This is a genomic window from Candidatus Paraluminiphilus aquimaris (assembly GCF_026230195.1).
Lineage (GTDB): Bacteria > Pseudomonadota > Gammaproteobacteria > Pseudomonadales > Halieaceae > Luminiphilus > Luminiphilus aquimaris.
Genome location: NZ_CP036501.1, coordinates 2,068,761 through 2,082,823 on the forward strand (window position 1 = coordinate 2,068,761; position 14,063 = coordinate 2,082,823).

Consider the following 14,063-nt stretch of genomic DNA (forward strand, 5'->3'; position numbering starts at 1 on the left):
AGCTTTCTTAGCCAGCCAGATACCTAGTTTTTCCATATAAATCAGTAGCTTGTTATACTTACCTGCGAACACTTTTGAATTTAATTTTGATTTCTGCAGAGGTTCAACATGGCTCGTGGTGGCTTTCGAGAAGGAGCAGGACGTCCATCAGGCTCCACCAACAAATCCTCTCCTGAGCAGTATCAGCGCCTCTCAGAGCTTGCCAAGACTTATTCCGAAGAAGCACTACAAACACTCGTGGATGTCGCCAAAAACGGTCGTACAGATGCCGCTAGAGTCTCAGCCGCTAACGCCCTACTCGACCGAGCTTATGGCAAGCCAGCTGCAAGTGAAGAGAGATCGATAGCAGAACTGCCGCCGATGGTGATCGAGCTGACAGGGCCGAGCTAGCGACATACTATTCAACGTGACATTTGCCGCATCGGACTAGAGCTAAAAAAGTGGTTTGCAGATAGTATCTGGGACGTTGACAGTTGCTGTCTATCAAGCTTTAGGAATCAGAGTGACGGTTAGAGAGCTTTTAAGTGACGTTATTGATGGATTAATCCTCTTCCTTGGCACGCTGTGGGAGCAAACCGTTGGCTCCTTGAGTGTGGCCTTTTCGCCCTTTGGTTTTCTGGACGCGGAGTTGGCTCATGCATTAGGAGGCATATCGATTTATGCCTTTGCTTACCTGATGTATAGAACCGTGAGAGATGTCGAGTCAGACAGTTCACTGACGGAGTCCCGCGAGGAATTAGCGGCTCGAATAATTTTCGCAGTTTGTTGCACTCTTGGCTTGGTGCTGGCGTTTATCGGACCTAAAAGTGGTGCCATGGCTTAAATATGAAGGCCGCAGAGGCACGCTATGCGGAAGTCAGAAGAGACTTCGACGAAACAATCTAATCATGAGACGCTGTCTTCCTCTATAGCCTTCACTCGCCGCCACGGTAAAAGTCTCGCTTGTCCCACCAATAAATAGTTCAAGATAAATGCGGCGATCCACGAACCTCCGAATATCAAAAACTGGCTCTCAAAAGCACGAAGATTCACATAGCTGTAATCACTATTCATCTCCGCGAAATCACGCCGCGAGTAACCACCATAGGAGTCACTGTAAGCTATGGTGATATCTCCTTTAAAACGCCATATGTTGACGTACCCACCGTAACCTTCGCACTTCTTAAAATTTAACTCGACTCCTAACTCACCTATCAATTCGGTGTCTCGCTGGTAACCTTTATAGCCGATCAGGTTGCAAGGTATGCGCACGACTTTCTCTGGATGCTCTTTTATGGCCTCAACAACAATGAATGGCACCGTGGCTAAGATAACTAATAAGCATAGGAAGCCGCCCAAAGATATTAGGTTGCTTAACCGCTCATTCATTCAGCATTACTCCTGGCCAGCTGTGAACTGCCTCATAATCTTAATCAGAGCCAAGCAACTTAGAATCTGCGCAATGTCAGCCGCAATGCTAAAAAGAGAGTACGTGACTAGTATCTCGCCGGAGGAGTACGTCTCGGAATATCTCGGAAGCATGGCTCTGCCAGCGATATTCGCTAGTAAGTTTGAGCCAAGGAAAGCAAACCACCATAGGTGAAAGGTTGTCTTCGAGTTCATCGAAGGGAAGCTATCGCACTTAAGTCTGGCTAAATACTGCTCCTTGACTGCGAAATAAGGTTTCCAGAGATTCATTACAGGCACAAAAAACCACGCCACACTTGAGACTGGGCTGTAATTCAACCCCTCAATACCTGCATCTCGATTTGTTTTTGCCGCGAGGTATATCCACCTAGCCACAATCGCAAAACTAGTGAATAGGAAAATCGCGTAGACAGGTGCGAAGCTATCTTTAAGAGAGATAAGCGAGGCATGGTCAGTATATTTTGTGGCTCGATCTGCTATTGAATAGTCAAGAACAATATTTATAAGGCTTACGGCGATTACCCCGTAAAGCAGGTAAGTCGTATCTCTGGTTTCTCTTCCCAACATCTAGTTATTTACCCCCACCTGAGATTACTGTCCTGCGTCAGAATACACTCAAATACGATGATTAATCTTGCCTTTAATCGTCGGAACCATTCCGTAACGCAAGTACACCAAACACAATTAAGGTGCCAATCAGCCACAACCAGTACCCCACATTTCCTGAGGCCAACCCTGACGCATAATCGAGCATTTACTTACTTCCCCTCACCACAGTTTTTGTAGTTATTTTCAACACATTGTCGCGCGAGGCGTTGGGCTAACAAAATTTCCTGCCTAGTCATCTCGCCCTCAATAATTTCTCTTGCCTCAGACGCAACCGATTGACCATTAGCACTAGCAATATTGAGCCACATATGTGCCATGACGTCGTCACGCGCGAAAGCCCGTCCTTGGTGATAGTACAAACCAATTGAATATTGAGCGTCAGCCAAACCGCTTTCGGCTGCCTCGAGGTATAAACCCGCTGCTCGCGAGTAATCCTGAATAACCCCATTACCCTGCTGATACATGATTGCAAGATTTACTTGAGCTTGAGCATCGCCCTGCTCAGCCGCTTTGGCATACCACTTTAAAGCCTGCTTATAATCACGCTTTGTCCCCATTGCCTCGTCATAAGCCAATCCAAGACTGAATTGGGCATCCAGATTTCCAGACGCCGCTGCTGGAAGCCAGTATTCAATCGCTAATGCTTGGTCTCTCGAAACGCCTCTTCCATGGGCGAGTAGCAAGCCATATTCGGCCTGCGCGTCCGTATATTTTTGATCGGCTGACAACTTCATCAAGTGTGCTGCCTCAGTGTAGCTTCGCTCTACGCCAAGCCCCTCTATATACATTTTTGCCAACCAATACTGCGCCTCTGGAACACCCTGTTTGGAAGCCTTTTCCAACCAAAGTGCAGCTTTATAGTAGTCTTTGGCGCCTGAAGGGGTTGCTCCTAGTAGATGTATCCATCCAAGGAAAAACTGAGCATTTGCGTCTCCCCGCTGACTCGCTTCCTCAAAAAGAAGAAAGCTGCCAGCTTTGTCCCCCGAAAGGTAAAGCTCTCTCGCGTCTTCGAAGCTAGCGTTAACCTTTAAAGACAATACGGCCAGGAGGAACAGCGCTGATTTTTTCATGCCACACAATTCAAACATCAACGTTTGGGTCAGTGTAGTAAAGCCGAATGTATAAAGTCACGCGGCTTCATCTGAAAAGATAACTCCAGCGTGTCAATTGCGACACTCAGATTTGATGGTTGAAGCCCGCTGAGTTTGACTAGTTAACCAGCCAAAAAGTTACCCGGGATTACAAATGCGCACTATTACCCTGCTAGCCCTAGCCTTTATCGCAGCATGTGGCTCTATCCAGCAGTCACAGAGGGTCCTCACGGGAGGTGTCGAAATTGGTGGCGTAATGGTCGCAGGGGTTGGAGACACGATTCTTGAGGTGAAAAAGGAAGAGTCCATGCCCAACGTCTTCGGGAAGGCTGATATGTATGGACGTAAGCGTGCGACTGGAGTTACTTATCTTACCTACGACGGCGTTTTAGATGGAAAGGCATCGTTCTTGCGGCGGGACATTGGCATTGCCTCAGAAAAAACCACGATGAACTCTTCTCCAATTGTCATACCTAATACAAGCACTTCAACAATAACTGGCTCCTTAAATGGCCAACCTATTTACGGAACACTTAGGTCTTCCGTACCACCCACCGTAATTCCGGCTTCGGCGCCGACTGACCAAATATCAGGAACCAGTCAAACTCTTTTGAGGGTTACCCCAGACTCGAGTGAACCGCTGATAATCGAGGGCCACATGCTTACAGTTATCGAAGCGTCGGAAAACCTGGTTCGCTTCACCATCGAGAAACTCAAATAATGAATGGTACGGCATCAATCACAGTCCTCACGGAAGACCTCTGGTCAGCCTTAGATGTGTTAGACGCTATGCCAGAGGCTCAACACACCGAGTGGTACAAAAGGCTTGAAGAAGCTGCTGATGCGGCTACTCAGGTTATGCTGTTGGACAAGGGAGTTATTACGGAGCAATAGCGTCACCCTCGTCACAAAAGCCCCCTCGACCTAAAAAAAGGAAACTTCTTGAGCTAACCTAACTCTGTGAACGGAGTTGGTTAATGAGACATTTATTCGTCCTAGTGTTTTCGGCCCTATTGAGCGCTGAAGGCACCGCACAAACTGTCCAAGATGGCGACAGCGTAGTCCCAATAAGCCTCTGCATCATTCAGTCGAGACAGTTTAGTAATGTCATTCAATTGCGTATGGAAAATAGGTCTCGCGCTGAGGTTTCATCTCAATGCTCATTGAATGGTGCGCTAGGGGTCACCGACGAAGGGCTTCAGCAGTATCAGATAATGCAACGCGCATTCGAAGCAGAGATAATAGTGTCCTCACCCCGCGAATCTTGCGATGCTTTCAGCGAGATCGCGTTTGAGCAGTTTGAACCAGAGGACATAGATGACGCTAGCTTTTGGGTAAAAGAGGCTGAAGCTTTCTGGTTAAAACGGTGCATGGGTGAGATCAAGAATTGATCGCTGGGACCCGCATTTTGTTGATGAGGAATTAGGGTAAGTCTGTGAATGTTTTGAACACAACACGATGGTACATATTTCTATTCCATATTTTATGGATAAATACTCCAGCACAGGCGCAAAACGTTTACGACATGACCGCACTGGATATCAGGTCTCTTTGCGTCCTGGCCGACGAGCATTCGAGCAACCTTATTCCCGTGCATAAAGAGTTAGCACGACGAGGCGCGAAAGAAGCTTGCGCGGGTATAAGAGCGCCAAAGGACTATCAGCACTTAGACCGAGCCGCCTATTTGACCCAGTCCGCTTTGGACCGAAAACTGGTGTCTTATCGAAAAGACGACCAAGACTTTGAGAAGCTGTCCAGCGTCAATTTATGCTCAGGGTATTTCAGCTTTCTGGAAACTCCGGATCAACTTATGGATGAACTGATAGAGAGAAAGCTATCTCCTAATATTTGTGAACAAATTATTGAAAACTACTTGCAGCGCACTTGCGCAGCATTCGTAGATGAGATCGACAATCTCTCCTTTGCTGACTTGAGGAAACATAGACAAACCAATGAGGGCCTTGAGGTCGAACTGGCAAGCAATGGCTTTAGCAAGAATGATTGCAGCACCATTTCCTCAAATAAAACATCCAGCTTGTCCGTTGAAGGTAAAGCCGTTGAGGAAGTCTACAACATCGATTTGTTGAGAATAACCACCATTTCTAAGGAAGATCTAAGGTGTGCGTCTGGAGCCAATCAAACGCTTATTCTTGAGGGCCAAATTGGTCCTGATAGCAGCTTTGCTATGAATAGATTACTGGAAGAAATGGAGTCATGTCGTGATGCCGAAGGTACGTTGGTCAAACAAATAGAAGCACAGCTGAGTTCCGGTGGGGGATTTTTACGTGACGGATATGAGCTTGGAAGAACCTTTAAAAAATACAATGTCCGAGCTGTGATCAAGGACGAAAAGGTATGCGCTTCCAGCTGTGCAGTAGCTTTCTTAGGGGGCGCCAATCGGAGTATAGAAGACAAGGGAAAAATTATGTTCCACGCGCCGTATTTCTCAGGAAAAAATGAATACGGGCGACAAGACATTGACTGTGATGTCGGCGAAGAGGCTCTTGCTGAGTTGAACGACTACTACATCTCAATGACTGACAAAGAAACTGGCGACCGGTTATTTGAGAGAACCATGTGGTACTGCAGCGCTGATGACGGCTGGGTTGTTACAGGTGGCGCAGCTGCCGAGCTTTATGGGATTGCAACAGAGCGATGACTAATTACGACCCTCCATACAAAACCTTGTTTTTTGTCTGCTATTCAGCAGTCGCGGCCACTGTTGCCACCGAAGCAGGTCTCTTGAGCCGCTCAGATTCATATGCCGCAAATCAGTCTTATGACGCTGTAGCTTTTGGGCAGGAGTGGCAGCTACTAACCGAAGAGGAGCATCCTTGGTGTGGCTTTGGGCGAATGGATAATGTTGAACTTGGGTATATGGTACCTGATGGAGACGATGGTATTCGTTTAATTAATGAAGATGAATACCAGAAGTTGATAGCGGCGGGACTCGAGAAGGGCTGATATATGAAGAATCTGAGTATTCTTATCTTAATACTGTCATTCATATCAGCCGATATGGTGAATGCAGAGGTGATTACTTACCAATGCAGCTTTGACAGATACGAAGGACCAAATGGCGGTGGCACTGAAGACTTTCGATTTACGATCCAATTAGACTCGGTTACTAAGGATGCTTACATCGTAGGTAGCCAAGGGCTGGCAAAGCTAGCCCATATTCCCGCGGCTTTCGGTCGATCATTTATAGAGTTCTCAGATACTGGAAATGTAATGGTCACTACTATCGCTGAAGACGGCAAGGCGGTTCATAGTCGCAACACCATGATGTTTGGTGATCTTATTCCGTCGCAGTATTACGGCGAATGCAAAAAATAAGGGTAGATCAGAAGAAGCGTATTTTATGGGCTGAGGAAGATACTTTGGCGCCTTGGGACCGGAGGAGACAGAAATGAAATTGTTTAGCGGATTAATGATTCTTTTGTTCAGTGCATCCGCACAAGCGTTTTGTTTTCAACCTACGATGTATGAATCAGAACCCTCCCCGCCACTTAGCTTTTCTAAACCTAGTGTCCCTTTTTGTTTTTCTGGTTATGAGTTCTCAGGTACGCACACATGCGAATCGTGGGAACTACAGAACTACTTTGATGAGTTGGAAGCGTATGTGGACGAGTTGCGTGATTACTCTGAAAAGGCGTGGGAGTTTGCGGAAGCAGCAAGTGTTTTCGCCTCAGAGGTAACAGATTACGCTAACTGCGAAATAGAAGCAGTGTCACCCTAGTGAGTCAGCGATGATGGGGTTTGAATGTGAAGCGAATTAAATTGAGTCGGTTACTCGTACTTGTGCTTACGGTACTCGTCGTGGGTTGCGCAAATACGGCAAAGCGAATGGGATCTCTTACGGTAGGGATGAGTAAGTTTGAGGTTTATCAGCTTCTTGGACAGCCTGAAAGTGAGTTAGCAGTGGAGCCGTACGAGTACCTAGAGTACTCGCTAAGCGAGGCGCCGCCCGCGACGATGCAGACTGTGTGCGCCGTAGGGGGACTCTACACGATCGCAATTACAGCTGTTTTTCGTGTTGATGAATGTAGGTCTAAGGTTGATAAATACTTTGTCAGGCTCAAGGGCGCCAGAGTAGACAGGTATGGGCAAGGTGACGTCTCAAGGGAGATTGCGTCGTTGCCCTCGGGCGGAAGTTCAGCAGAAAAACCAGAGTCGCCAGAGGAAGCCTCCTCTTCCGGGACCGGATTCTTCATCACTAAATCTGGCTACCTGTTGACGAGCCAACACGTTGTCGACAGAGCGGATCGAATAATTGTGGTACTTGAGTCCGGTCAAAACCTAGAGGCCAGCCTCTTCAGAGAAGACGAAGCAAATGATATTGCTGTCCTAAAGGTCGTTGCGGATACAGACTTCCCCTTTGTTTCATTTTCGTACACTGAAGGGCTAATGCGCGGTGATGAGGTTATGACGCTCGGTTACCCCTTGGTGGATCTACAAGGTCAAAATCAAAAAGCCACGTTTGGTCGAGTAAACGCGAAATCTGGAATTCAGGACGATTTCCGATACCTTCAAATAGATATTCCTATCCAGCCTGGGAACAGTGGCGGACCTCTGATTAACAAGAGAGGCGAAGTAGTTGGCATCATAGCTGCAACACTCAAGTTCACGGCTACTTTGAGAGAGACAGGCTCGCTACCTCAAAGCGTAAATTATGCGGTGAAGGCTGATTATGCCCTCCCTATTATTTCCGACTTGGAGATTTCAAAATCCTCACAGCCGAGGCAGACCAACGATTTCAGTGAGATAGTTAGTGCAATTGAAAATTCAGTTGTAAGAGTTATAGCGATAAAAGATTAGCGTCTTTGAGAAGAAAGGATGGTCCGACCAATGTATATGCGGAATTCTTGGTGGGTGCCAGCGCACGCTTATCGTAAGTATTGATAGAATCCCAAGATGCCAACTCAAAGCTATATCAAAAGCCAGAAAGCCTACCGTGTAAGCCTCAAGCACAAGCTCAAGAAACACCTACTCCTTCAGTCAGCCTCAGCGAACCAGGTTGACCGTCGCTGGCTAAATGGCTTTATGGCCGCTGGCTTCCATAGTGGACTTATAAGCCTGTCCGAACTGAAGCTCGAGTTCATGAAGGCACATCGTAATGCCTATGGTGAACGCATGACGGAAGCTCAGGAACAGCAGCTGGAGAGAAGGCTAACGAAGTTATGTCAATAAACATGAGCAGGCTTATCTTCTTTTGCTTTGGGGTGATGCTTTCTAGCGCGGTATGGATGGCCGCTCTGGAAAATAGAAATCATTTTGACTACGAATCTTGTTCGGAGATGGCGGGGACAAATGCCGCATTTAGTGAGGCACTTGATGCTCTACTCGCGTCATGTGCTGACCAGTATCCCGCAAGGAGAGATTCATTAGGGGACGGTTACATATACGTAGATGAAATGTCTGGTCTCAGTTTTGCAATCCCCACTCCAGTTCCTTCAGCGACCAACTGGATAGAGATTAGAAGTGCTGTGGAAGCGCACGCTAAAGAGGTTGAAAAAAGTCGATTAGCGGAAGAGGAGGCTAGGTTAAGGGAGCTTGAGCTGAGGGAGGAACAAGATCGACAACGACGTGAGGTAGCCGCAGCTCTGGCTGAGGAGCGTGAATGGAGAAGACAAGAATGTCTAAAGCTTAATGATAAAAAGCGCCAATATTTCGCACGCGAACAGCAAACGGCCACCAAGAATATTATAGTTACCAAGCGAACAATGGTCAGTAACAAGCTTTTCCAGACAGACAGACCTGTGGTTAAAGTAACCAACCTCTCGGGATTTCCCGTTTCTTCTCTGAAACTCCGCTTTCAATACATGACTCAGCGTGGTGAATATGACTCTTGGCAAAATATAGTTTGTCCTACCGTTCCTCAGTATTCATGGACGGCTTTTAGTTCACAAAACTCGCTATTCCCAGTCGGCGGGACAATGCAGGTGGTGGTGCCGGATAGCCAGATTGTAGGCAGGGCTGGTGACTGGTTACTATGCACGTCCGTTGAATCAGCAGAATTCCAAAGGCCGAAGTTGAATCTCGAGAATTGCTACTAGCTCGCATCTGGTATGCTTTTCAACTTCATTACGCTGGATAATTTGAAGACGAACGGCAACCCCTGTATCAAACGCATGACCGAGACTTAGGAGCAATAGCTGGAGAGAAGGCTTACGAAGTTATGTCAGACGGATTAGTTCCAATTGACACTCTTGACCTAATTCCTGGCACAGAGGTAGAAGAAGCGCTTAACTATTACAAAAACGGTTATCCAATTTTGAGGTGAGCTGTATGTTAGAAAAATTGAAAGCACTGAACGCCATTCAAAAGTTCGCCTTGGTTGCGGCGTTTTTTACTGTTTTTACCAGACCAATGTTTTGGCGCCTCCGGGTTGATGAGGTGTGGCAAGAAACCATGATGTGGCTTGCCCTTATCGCCTCTTTCCTTCTGATTGCGGTTCTATTTGGGGATAAGAAAGAGGATTGAGCGTAACGAGACACCGCGGAACACTCAAACCAGATCAAACAAATCGCCTAACGCCTCCTCCAATCCCATGGCGCTAAAGGCCGTAGAATCAACAAAGTAAGTCAGTCCTTAATACAAGTCTCTACTACCAGTGATCCATCACGCCTAGGATGTATTTAAGAATAAGCTGGCCCTCGCGGGCAAAGGGCAAACCTGACCAACCGATATAACGGGACAAACCCAATATCCATGCGGTTTACCCACTTTGGCCACTTTGCCCCTTTGTTAGGGGGAGTGGTCAAGTGATATGTACCGCAACTCGTTATTTTGGAAGCCACGCTCGCAAGTCCAATGTCTGTTTCTGTAGGCGCGTAACACTCGCATCGTTGGTTTTCGATTACCCATGCCCGCATCCTTACAGGCTGCGATAACGCCACTTTGATTCATGGGCTTTAGAGAAATCAGGTCTTTTATGAAATCGATAACCTCAGAATCATTGGCTTCCTGTCTTCGCACATGTTCAAGCTCACGAGTGTTTGTGTAATCACCACTCAGCGTGACACTCCGAGACGAATCAATGACGAAGGTTTGAGGCTTTACAAGCGCCCTCTCCTTCTCAAACTCAGTGGATACTGTGAGTTCCGTATCAGTCTTTGAAGGATAAAGCATCATCATGATGTCGAAATCAGCCTTCAAGTCACCCGTACCCTCGTATACCAACTTGCCGTCACTGTCGGGGTGCTTGTTTGTGTGAGCTAGTGCAATAACGGTACATCCGCGGATAGTTAAACCTCGGACGTTTGCATAAAACTTCTTTGAGTTTTGTTTGGAAATAACATCGGTAAACTTTTTGAGGGTATCTAAAAACACCACGCAATCTGACAAGTCGTCGTCTTCTAGCATCTGTGTAATGACACTTATGCAATCAGCTTCAGATGTCCCCGCCTCTAAGGGCGCTATAAGGCGATATCCCGAACTTTCTGCTAGTCCCTGATAGTGCTTCAAGTCTGCGGCGCCAGCATCCAGATTGAAGTACAGAACCTCATAGCCATCGTTCGCTAGTTCTGCCGCCGCTGAAGTTGCTATCGTGGTCTTTCCTCCATTTGGAGGAGCCACCCAAACATGAGACTTCTGATGAAATATGCTGTCACACCACAGGGGTTGAGAGTCTGATATCTCTTCGACTTGTTCATTAGTCACCGTTAACTTGTCCACTGAACGCCTCCAGTCTCGTTTAGGCTCTAACTGAGAAACCTTGTTTGGTAGGTAGGAATAGTCGTCAGAGGCCATTGGTTGCGTCCTCGACTACATCTAGGTAGAAATCATGCGCATGAACCGCGAGTACCCTCAGATAAGCTTCCATCTGAGTCGTATCCTCACGCGCTAAGTTTTTTTTGTTCCGCACTGACCCATTCCACGCAAGACAAAAAAATCTCATGTATGTCAGTTCATCAGAGGAGTAAGGAATAGAACTCTTGTTAGATTTCTTGTGCCAAAGCCCGAGTGCGACTAGCGCATTGATAACTTCTGCTTGCGTACATCCCGCAAAGCAATGCACCAGCAGCTTATCCTTGCCCTGCGTAATAGACAGACTTGGGTTCCTATCGTCATGAGCTGGACAACACGCGATATATCTATTTCCGCCAAGCTCCTTAAATCTCTCGAGATTGGATAACTGGGCTACTGACGACATTCGAGGTACCTCCTCACTGCTATCGCAGTCTGTTCTTGAAGGTAGTGAATGCGCGCACGCTCCTCTTCGCTTGGATTCCAAGGCGTTGGAATGTGTTTGATGGCTGAAGCAAGTCGCTGTTTCCACATCTCAGCGTCTTGCCGTAATTCTTCTAAAGAGTTCATAGGAGCCTCCCGATATCAGAAAGCCCCACCTAAGTGCGGGTTTGCTTGCTTGTGTAGCAAAGGACGACGCCCACATTAAGTGAGGACGTTATCGAACGTTTCTTTGCTTAAGGTGTTCTTTTAGCTCTTCTGCGTCCCAATATGGGCGCTGTCCCATCTGATAGGTTGGCTCAGGTATGTAGCCCTTCTGACGCCATTTCCAAAGCGTTACTCGAGAGATGCCGAACTGGTCGGCAATGTCGTTGGTACTCAGCACCGTCTTTTTCATGGTATTTACCTCATCAAGCACCTGACCTACCATTGACGGCAGGGTGTGCTTTCATTCGTTGGTTGCTCATCTGAGGTACGGGGCCATTGCAGTGGTTACCCGTACCGCCTTTACAATTGTTATTAAACCTTAATGCTTATTTAAAAACTCCCCGATTCCCAACTCGGCAATCAGGCGTTTCGGCGCCTGTCCCCTCTTTGCTCGACCGTGAGCCAACTCCAAAGCTCATCAATTTCGCTCTCTTTGTTTTCCCATCCCACAATAGGGTCTTCCCAAACATCACCCCAGTCTAGCCAGTAAGCCTTCAACTCCTTCCACTCCGCGCCCTGCCTCTTCATCGACCAAATGTCTCTTGCGACGAAATTCGCCTGCGCCCACTTTCTTCTGGCAGACCAGTCCTCATCGGGGACATGCAGAGCTACAAGGCGCACCATTATTTGAATTCTCTCCTCGCGACGATATGCCTCAGATTGTGACCCTTTGGGCGAACCGAATAAGTTATAAAGTTCCTGCTTGATATCGTTGGCATCGTGACCCATCCCTGAGCGGGACTGAACGGTCACAATTCGATGAACTTCACGTAAAAAACTCAAAATATCACGAGTATCGACACTTAAATCTCTCACGCTATCAACAAGTGGTTTGCGAGGAATCAACTCGTGCATCTCACTCTCCTTTAAGTCGACTGGGTCATAAACCGCCAAGAACTGGTCTAGCACGCTGCGGACATTCAAAATTCCATCCAATAAAAGGCGAGAGTCGAATTCCTCTGGCGTGTAAAGGCCCTCATGTGCCATGGCGGCTGTGTGCTGGATGTAGAAGTCATTCATTTCGTCTAACGGGAGCTTTTCTTTTTCAAACGCATCAATGGCTTCATCTAAGCGCCTCCGATACTCCTCGCGCTTAAGTCTCTTTTGCTCCTCTGACAGACTCATGTGCGACCCACTACAAAATCGCACCACATTTGGGATGCGCGGCGTCTCTGCTGAACATATTTCGCGCGGTTGTACGCCGCTCGAACCCTCGATTTTTCGGGCTGATGCCCCTGCATCGCCTCGATAACTCGATCGGAGAATGGAACCTCGAACTCTTCTGCCCAAGTCTTAAAGGATGCCCTGAAACCATGGAAGACTGGCACGTCGCCATCAGGCTCACCGAATCGACTTAGGTATTGTTCTTTTACTGACTTGTTTAGAGTGTTGTCAGACTTTGGCTGACCGTTACGCGACCAAAAGATGTATGGGCCATTTTCTAGCTTTTTTGCCTCCTCGAGGATTTCTATTGCCCTGTCGCTAAGGAAAATATCGTTAATTTCCCTCTGCTTAGTCCTCTCAGCAGGAAGCGTCCATACATCACCTGATACCTCCTCCCAACGCGCTTTCCTTACCTCGGCGGAGCGAGCGACGGTCAAGCATCCAAACTCTATTGCAAGCCGCGTGAGAGGGTCTGTCTTTCCATTGGTTCTCAAGTGATTAAAGAACTCTGTGATATTTTCTAGGGGCATCATCGGATGGTGACGCGGCACGTGCTTTACGTCGGGCAAATCGGCAAGAATCCCAGTGGCGACGTTCTTAATACAGTGGTCATGGTCAACTCCACGCTGAAGGACTCTCGTGACGCGCATCCTGACTCTATCCGCAGTGACATGTTTATCTAGCCAAAGCACTCCGCCATCAACTTTTTGAAGAAGCAGCTTTTCGATATCCCACCGAAAGATCTTGTCGACGTCCTTTTCACCGATGTAGGGATAGACATAAGCCTCAAAATTGCTCCTCCACTGGTCAACAGTTCTAAGAGCCTTGTTTGCTAGCTTAGTTTCGATGTGTTCTTCCGCTAATTCGCGGAATGTGGGGACTCCCTTGGGGTTTCTGGGGTCGTAGCCCATCTTCGCTAATTCGCGCCACTCTCTAGCTTTTTCTCTTGCCTGAGAGAGACTTAGCTGAGGGTATTTGCCCAAATAATATTCTTTGCGCTTACCATTTCGTTGAACTCTCAGAAACCAGTCACGAGTCTTTCCTTCCGTTACACGGAAAATAAGACCATTCCCATCAGAGTATCTGCCCACCACTTTTTTGGGTAGTTCTGAGGCCGTTAGCGCCATTGATCACCACCTTCGTACACCACTCAGTGTTGACACAATGAAACAAAAAGAAATGCTTTTCAACAAATAGATAAGCAATTAAGCGGCCTGAAGCAGCTATAGGCTACAAGGCTTAACAGTTGCAAATAGGGGGTTGGCGGAGAAGGAGGGATTCGAACCCTCGATACGTTGCCGTATACACACTTTCCAGGCGTGCGCCTTCGACCACTCGGCCACCTCTCCGTGGGCCAGAAGTCTAGCACAGGCCTTATTAAAGAAGCATCGACGG

Annotated in this window: 22 protein-coding genes and 1 tRNA gene; 13 read left to right on the forward strand and 10 right to left on the reverse strand. The window is 47.5% G+C overall.

All coding sequences use genetic code 11. The features are described 5' to 3' along the window. Positions 1 to 108: 108 nt before the first annotated feature. Together E0F26_RS09490 and E0F26_RS09495 are read left to right on the forward strand one after the other, a co-directional pair. Positions 109 to 390, forward strand: coding sequence for a hypothetical protein (locus E0F26_RS09490; protein ID WP_279241419.1), 282 nt, complete (start codon positions 109 to 111; stop codon positions 388 to 390). 112 nt (positions 391 to 502) lie between these two features. Continuing rightward, positions 503 to 823, forward strand: coding sequence for a hypothetical protein (locus E0F26_RS09495; protein ID WP_279241420.1), 321 nt, complete (start codon positions 503 to 505; stop codon positions 821 to 823). A gap of 62 nt (positions 824 to 885) precedes the next feature. Here the strand turns inward: E0F26_RS09495 and E0F26_RS09500 are convergent, their stop codons facing one another. The 3 genes from E0F26_RS09500 to E0F26_RS09505 all read right to left on the reverse strand — a co-directional run bounded on the left by E0F26_RS09500 (position 886) and on the right by E0F26_RS09505 (position 3,086). Further along, a complete protein-coding gene (locus E0F26_RS09500) occupies positions 886 to 1,368 on the reverse strand; it encodes a hypothetical protein (protein WP_279241421.1) in 483 nt (160 codons plus the stop codon). 6 nt (positions 1,369 to 1,374) lie between these two features. Next, a complete protein-coding gene (locus E0F26_RS12525; protein ID WP_420887686.1) occupies positions 1,375 to 1,974 on the reverse strand; it encodes a DUF4328 domain-containing protein in 600 nt (199 codons plus the stop codon). Between the two features lie 191 nt (positions 1,975 to 2,165). Continuing rightward, entirely contained in the window at positions 2,166 to 3,086 is a 921-nt protein-coding gene (locus tag E0F26_RS09505) for a tetratricopeptide repeat protein (protein WP_279241422.1), read from the reverse strand. Positions 3,087 to 3,261: 175 nt separating this feature from the next. On the opposite strand from E0F26_RS09505, the gene E0F26_RS09510 reads away from it, so the two are divergent. The 11 genes from E0F26_RS09510 to E0F26_RS09560 all read left to right on the forward strand — a co-directional run bounded on the left by E0F26_RS09510 (position 3,262) and on the right by E0F26_RS09560 (position 9,590). Continuing rightward, positions 3,262 to 3,828 (forward strand): hypothetical protein, encoded by a 567-nt coding sequence (locus tag E0F26_RS09510; RefSeq protein ID WP_279241423.1) that lies wholly within the window; start codon positions 3,262 to 3,264, stop codon positions 3,826 to 3,828. Then, positions 3,828 to 4,001 (forward strand): hypothetical protein, encoded by a 174-nt coding sequence (locus E0F26_RS09515; protein WP_279241424.1) that lies wholly within the window; start codon positions 3,828 to 3,830, stop codon positions 3,999 to 4,001. Before E0F26_RS09510 ends, E0F26_RS09515 begins: the two co-directional genes overlap by 1 nt. A gap of 83 nt (positions 4,002 to 4,084) precedes the next feature. Then, positions 4,085 to 4,498 carry a hypothetical protein gene (locus E0F26_RS09520; protein ID WP_279241425.1) on the forward strand — a complete coding sequence of 138 codons (414 nt, stop codon included), beginning with the start codon at positions 4,085 to 4,087 and terminating at the stop codon, positions 4,496 to 4,498. 44 nt (positions 4,499 to 4,542) lie between these two features. Then, complete coding sequence (locus E0F26_RS09525) at positions 4,543 to 5,766, forward strand: hypothetical protein (protein WP_279241426.1); 1,224 nt, start codon at positions 4,543 to 4,545, stop codon at positions 5,764 to 5,766. Further along, entirely contained in the window at positions 5,763 to 6,071 is a 309-nt protein-coding gene (locus tag E0F26_RS09530; RefSeq protein WP_279241427.1) for a hypothetical protein, read from the forward strand. Before E0F26_RS09525 ends, E0F26_RS09530 begins: the two co-directional genes overlap by 4 nt. A 3-nt stretch (positions 6,072 to 6,074) precedes the next feature. Beyond that, complete coding sequence (locus E0F26_RS09535; protein ID WP_279241428.1) at positions 6,075 to 6,443, forward strand: hypothetical protein; 369 nt, start codon at positions 6,075 to 6,077, stop codon at positions 6,441 to 6,443. A gap of 73 nt (positions 6,444 to 6,516) precedes the next feature. Then, a complete protein-coding gene (locus E0F26_RS09540) occupies positions 6,517 to 6,846 on the forward strand; it encodes a hypothetical protein (protein ID WP_279241429.1) in 330 nt (109 codons plus the stop codon). Positions 6,847 to 6,872: 26 nt separating this feature from the next. Beyond that, on the forward strand, positions 6,873 to 7,925 hold the full coding sequence (locus E0F26_RS09545; RefSeq protein ID WP_279241430.1) for a S1C family serine protease: 1,053 nt from the start codon (positions 6,873 to 6,875) through the stop codon (positions 7,923 to 7,925). Positions 7,926 to 8,021: 96 nt separating this feature from the next. Further along, positions 8,022 to 8,297, forward strand: a complete 276-nt coding sequence (locus tag E0F26_RS09550) for a hypothetical protein (protein ID WP_279241431.1) — start codon at positions 8,022 to 8,024, stop codon at positions 8,295 to 8,297. Beyond that, on the forward strand, positions 8,288 to 9,163 hold the full coding sequence (locus tag E0F26_RS09555; RefSeq protein WP_279241432.1) for a hypothetical protein: 876 nt from the start codon (positions 8,288 to 8,290) through the stop codon (positions 9,161 to 9,163). Before E0F26_RS09550 ends, E0F26_RS09555 begins: the two co-directional genes overlap by 10 nt. Before the next feature lie 232 nt (positions 9,164 to 9,395). Continuing rightward, positions 9,396 to 9,590, forward strand: a complete 195-nt coding sequence (locus E0F26_RS09560) for a hypothetical protein (RefSeq protein WP_279241433.1) — start codon at positions 9,396 to 9,398, stop codon at positions 9,588 to 9,590. A gap of 264 nt (positions 9,591 to 9,854) precedes the next feature. Here the strand turns inward: E0F26_RS09560 and E0F26_RS09565 are convergent, their stop codons facing one another. From E0F26_RS09565 to E0F26_RS09595, 7 genes are all read right to left on the reverse strand, one after another. Beyond that, positions 9,855 to 10,859, reverse strand: coding sequence for an AAA family ATPase (locus E0F26_RS09565; RefSeq protein ID WP_279241434.1), 1,005 nt, complete (start codon positions 10,857 to 10,859; stop codon positions 9,855 to 9,857). Further along, a complete protein-coding gene (locus tag E0F26_RS09570) occupies positions 10,849 to 11,262 on the reverse strand; it encodes a CHC2 zinc finger domain-containing protein (protein ID WP_279241435.1) in 414 nt (137 codons plus the stop codon). The genes E0F26_RS09565 and E0F26_RS09570 overlap by 11 nt, the downstream gene beginning before the upstream one ends. Then, positions 11,250 to 11,426 carry a hypothetical protein gene (locus E0F26_RS09575; protein WP_279241436.1) on the reverse strand — a complete coding sequence of 59 codons (177 nt, stop codon included), beginning with the start codon at positions 11,424 to 11,426 and terminating at the stop codon, positions 11,250 to 11,252. The genes E0F26_RS09570 and E0F26_RS09575 overlap by 13 nt, the downstream gene beginning before the upstream one ends. Positions 11,427 to 11,514: 88 nt before the next feature. After that, positions 11,515 to 11,694 carry a helix-turn-helix transcriptional regulator gene (locus E0F26_RS09580; protein ID WP_279241437.1) on the reverse strand — a complete coding sequence of 60 codons (180 nt, stop codon included), beginning with the start codon at positions 11,692 to 11,694 and terminating at the stop codon, positions 11,515 to 11,517. A gap of 170 nt (positions 11,695 to 11,864) precedes the next feature. Then, positions 11,865 to 12,629 (reverse strand): hypothetical protein, encoded by a 765-nt coding sequence (locus tag E0F26_RS09585; protein WP_279241438.1) that lies wholly within the window; start codon positions 12,627 to 12,629, stop codon positions 11,865 to 11,867. Then, entirely contained in the window at positions 12,626 to 13,795 is a 1,170-nt protein-coding gene (locus E0F26_RS09590) for a tyrosine-type recombinase/integrase (RefSeq protein WP_279241439.1), read from the reverse strand. Before E0F26_RS09590 ends, E0F26_RS09585 begins: the two co-directional genes overlap by 4 nt. A gap of 134 nt (positions 13,796 to 13,929) precedes the next feature. After that, positions 13,930 to 14,017 (reverse strand) — tRNA-Ser (locus E0F26_RS09595). Positions 14,018 to 14,063 lie beyond the last annotated feature (46 nt).

Coding starts and splice junctions, on each gene's coding strand:
- E0F26_RS09515 (WP_279241424.1), top strand. CDS start 3,828: ATGAATGGTACGGCATCAATCACAGTCCTCACGGAAGACCTCTGGTCA.
- E0F26_RS09550 (WP_279241431.1), top strand. CDS start 8,022: ATGCCAACTCAAAGCTATATCAAAAGCCAGAAAGCCTACCGTGTAAGC.
- E0F26_RS09535 (WP_279241428.1), top strand. CDS start 6,075: ATGAAGAATCTGAGTATTCTTATCTTAATACTGTCATTCATATCAGCC.
- E0F26_RS09575 (WP_279241436.1), bottom strand. CDS start 11,426: ATGAACTCTTTAGAAGAATTACGGCAAGACGCTGAGATGTGGAAACAG.
- E0F26_RS09520 (WP_279241425.1), top strand. CDS start 4,085: ATGAGACATTTATTCGTCCTAGTGTTTTCGGCCCTATTGAGCGCTGAA.
- E0F26_RS09565 (WP_279241434.1), bottom strand. CDS start 10,859: ATGGCCTCTGACGACTATTCCTACCTACCAAACAAGGTTTCTCAGTTA.
- E0F26_RS09585 (WP_279241438.1), bottom strand. CDS start 12,629: ATGAGTCTGTCAGAGGAGCAAAAGAGACTTAAGCGCGAGGAGTATCGG.
- E0F26_RS09560 (WP_279241433.1), top strand. CDS start 9,396: ATGTTAGAAAAATTGAAAGCACTGAACGCCATTCAAAAGTTCGCCTTG.
- E0F26_RS09555 (WP_279241432.1), top strand. CDS start 8,288: ATGTCAATAAACATGAGCAGGCTTATCTTCTTTTGCTTTGGGGTGATG.
- E0F26_RS12525 (WP_420887686.1), bottom strand. CDS start 1,974: ATGTTGGGAAGAGAAACCAGAGATACGACTTACCTGCTTTACGGGGTA.
- E0F26_RS09500 (WP_279241421.1), bottom strand. CDS start 1,368: ATGAATGAGCGGTTAAGCAACCTAATATCTTTGGGCGGCTTCCTATGC.
- E0F26_RS09530 (WP_279241427.1), top strand. CDS start 5,763: ATGACTAATTACGACCCTCCATACAAAACCTTGTTTTTTGTCTGCTAT.
- E0F26_RS09490 (WP_279241419.1), top strand. CDS start 109: ATGGCTCGTGGTGGCTTTCGAGAAGGAGCAGGACGTCCATCAGGCTCC.
- E0F26_RS09580 (WP_279241437.1), bottom strand. CDS start 11,694: ATGAAAAAGACGGTGCTGAGTACCAACGACATTGCCGACCAGTTCGGC.
- E0F26_RS09540 (WP_279241429.1), top strand. CDS start 6,517: ATGAAATTGTTTAGCGGATTAATGATTCTTTTGTTCAGTGCATCCGCA.
- E0F26_RS09505 (WP_279241422.1), bottom strand. CDS start 3,086: ATGAAAAAATCAGCGCTGTTCCTCCTGGCCGTATTGTCTTTAAAGGTT.
- E0F26_RS09590 (WP_279241439.1), bottom strand. CDS start 13,795: ATGGCGCTAACGGCCTCAGAACTACCCAAAAAAGTGGTGGGCAGATAC.
- E0F26_RS09510 (WP_279241423.1), top strand. CDS start 3,262: ATGCGCACTATTACCCTGCTAGCCCTAGCCTTTATCGCAGCATGTGGC.
- E0F26_RS09570 (WP_279241435.1), bottom strand. CDS start 11,262: ATGTCGTCAGTAGCCCAGTTATCCAATCTCGAGAGATTTAAGGAGCTT.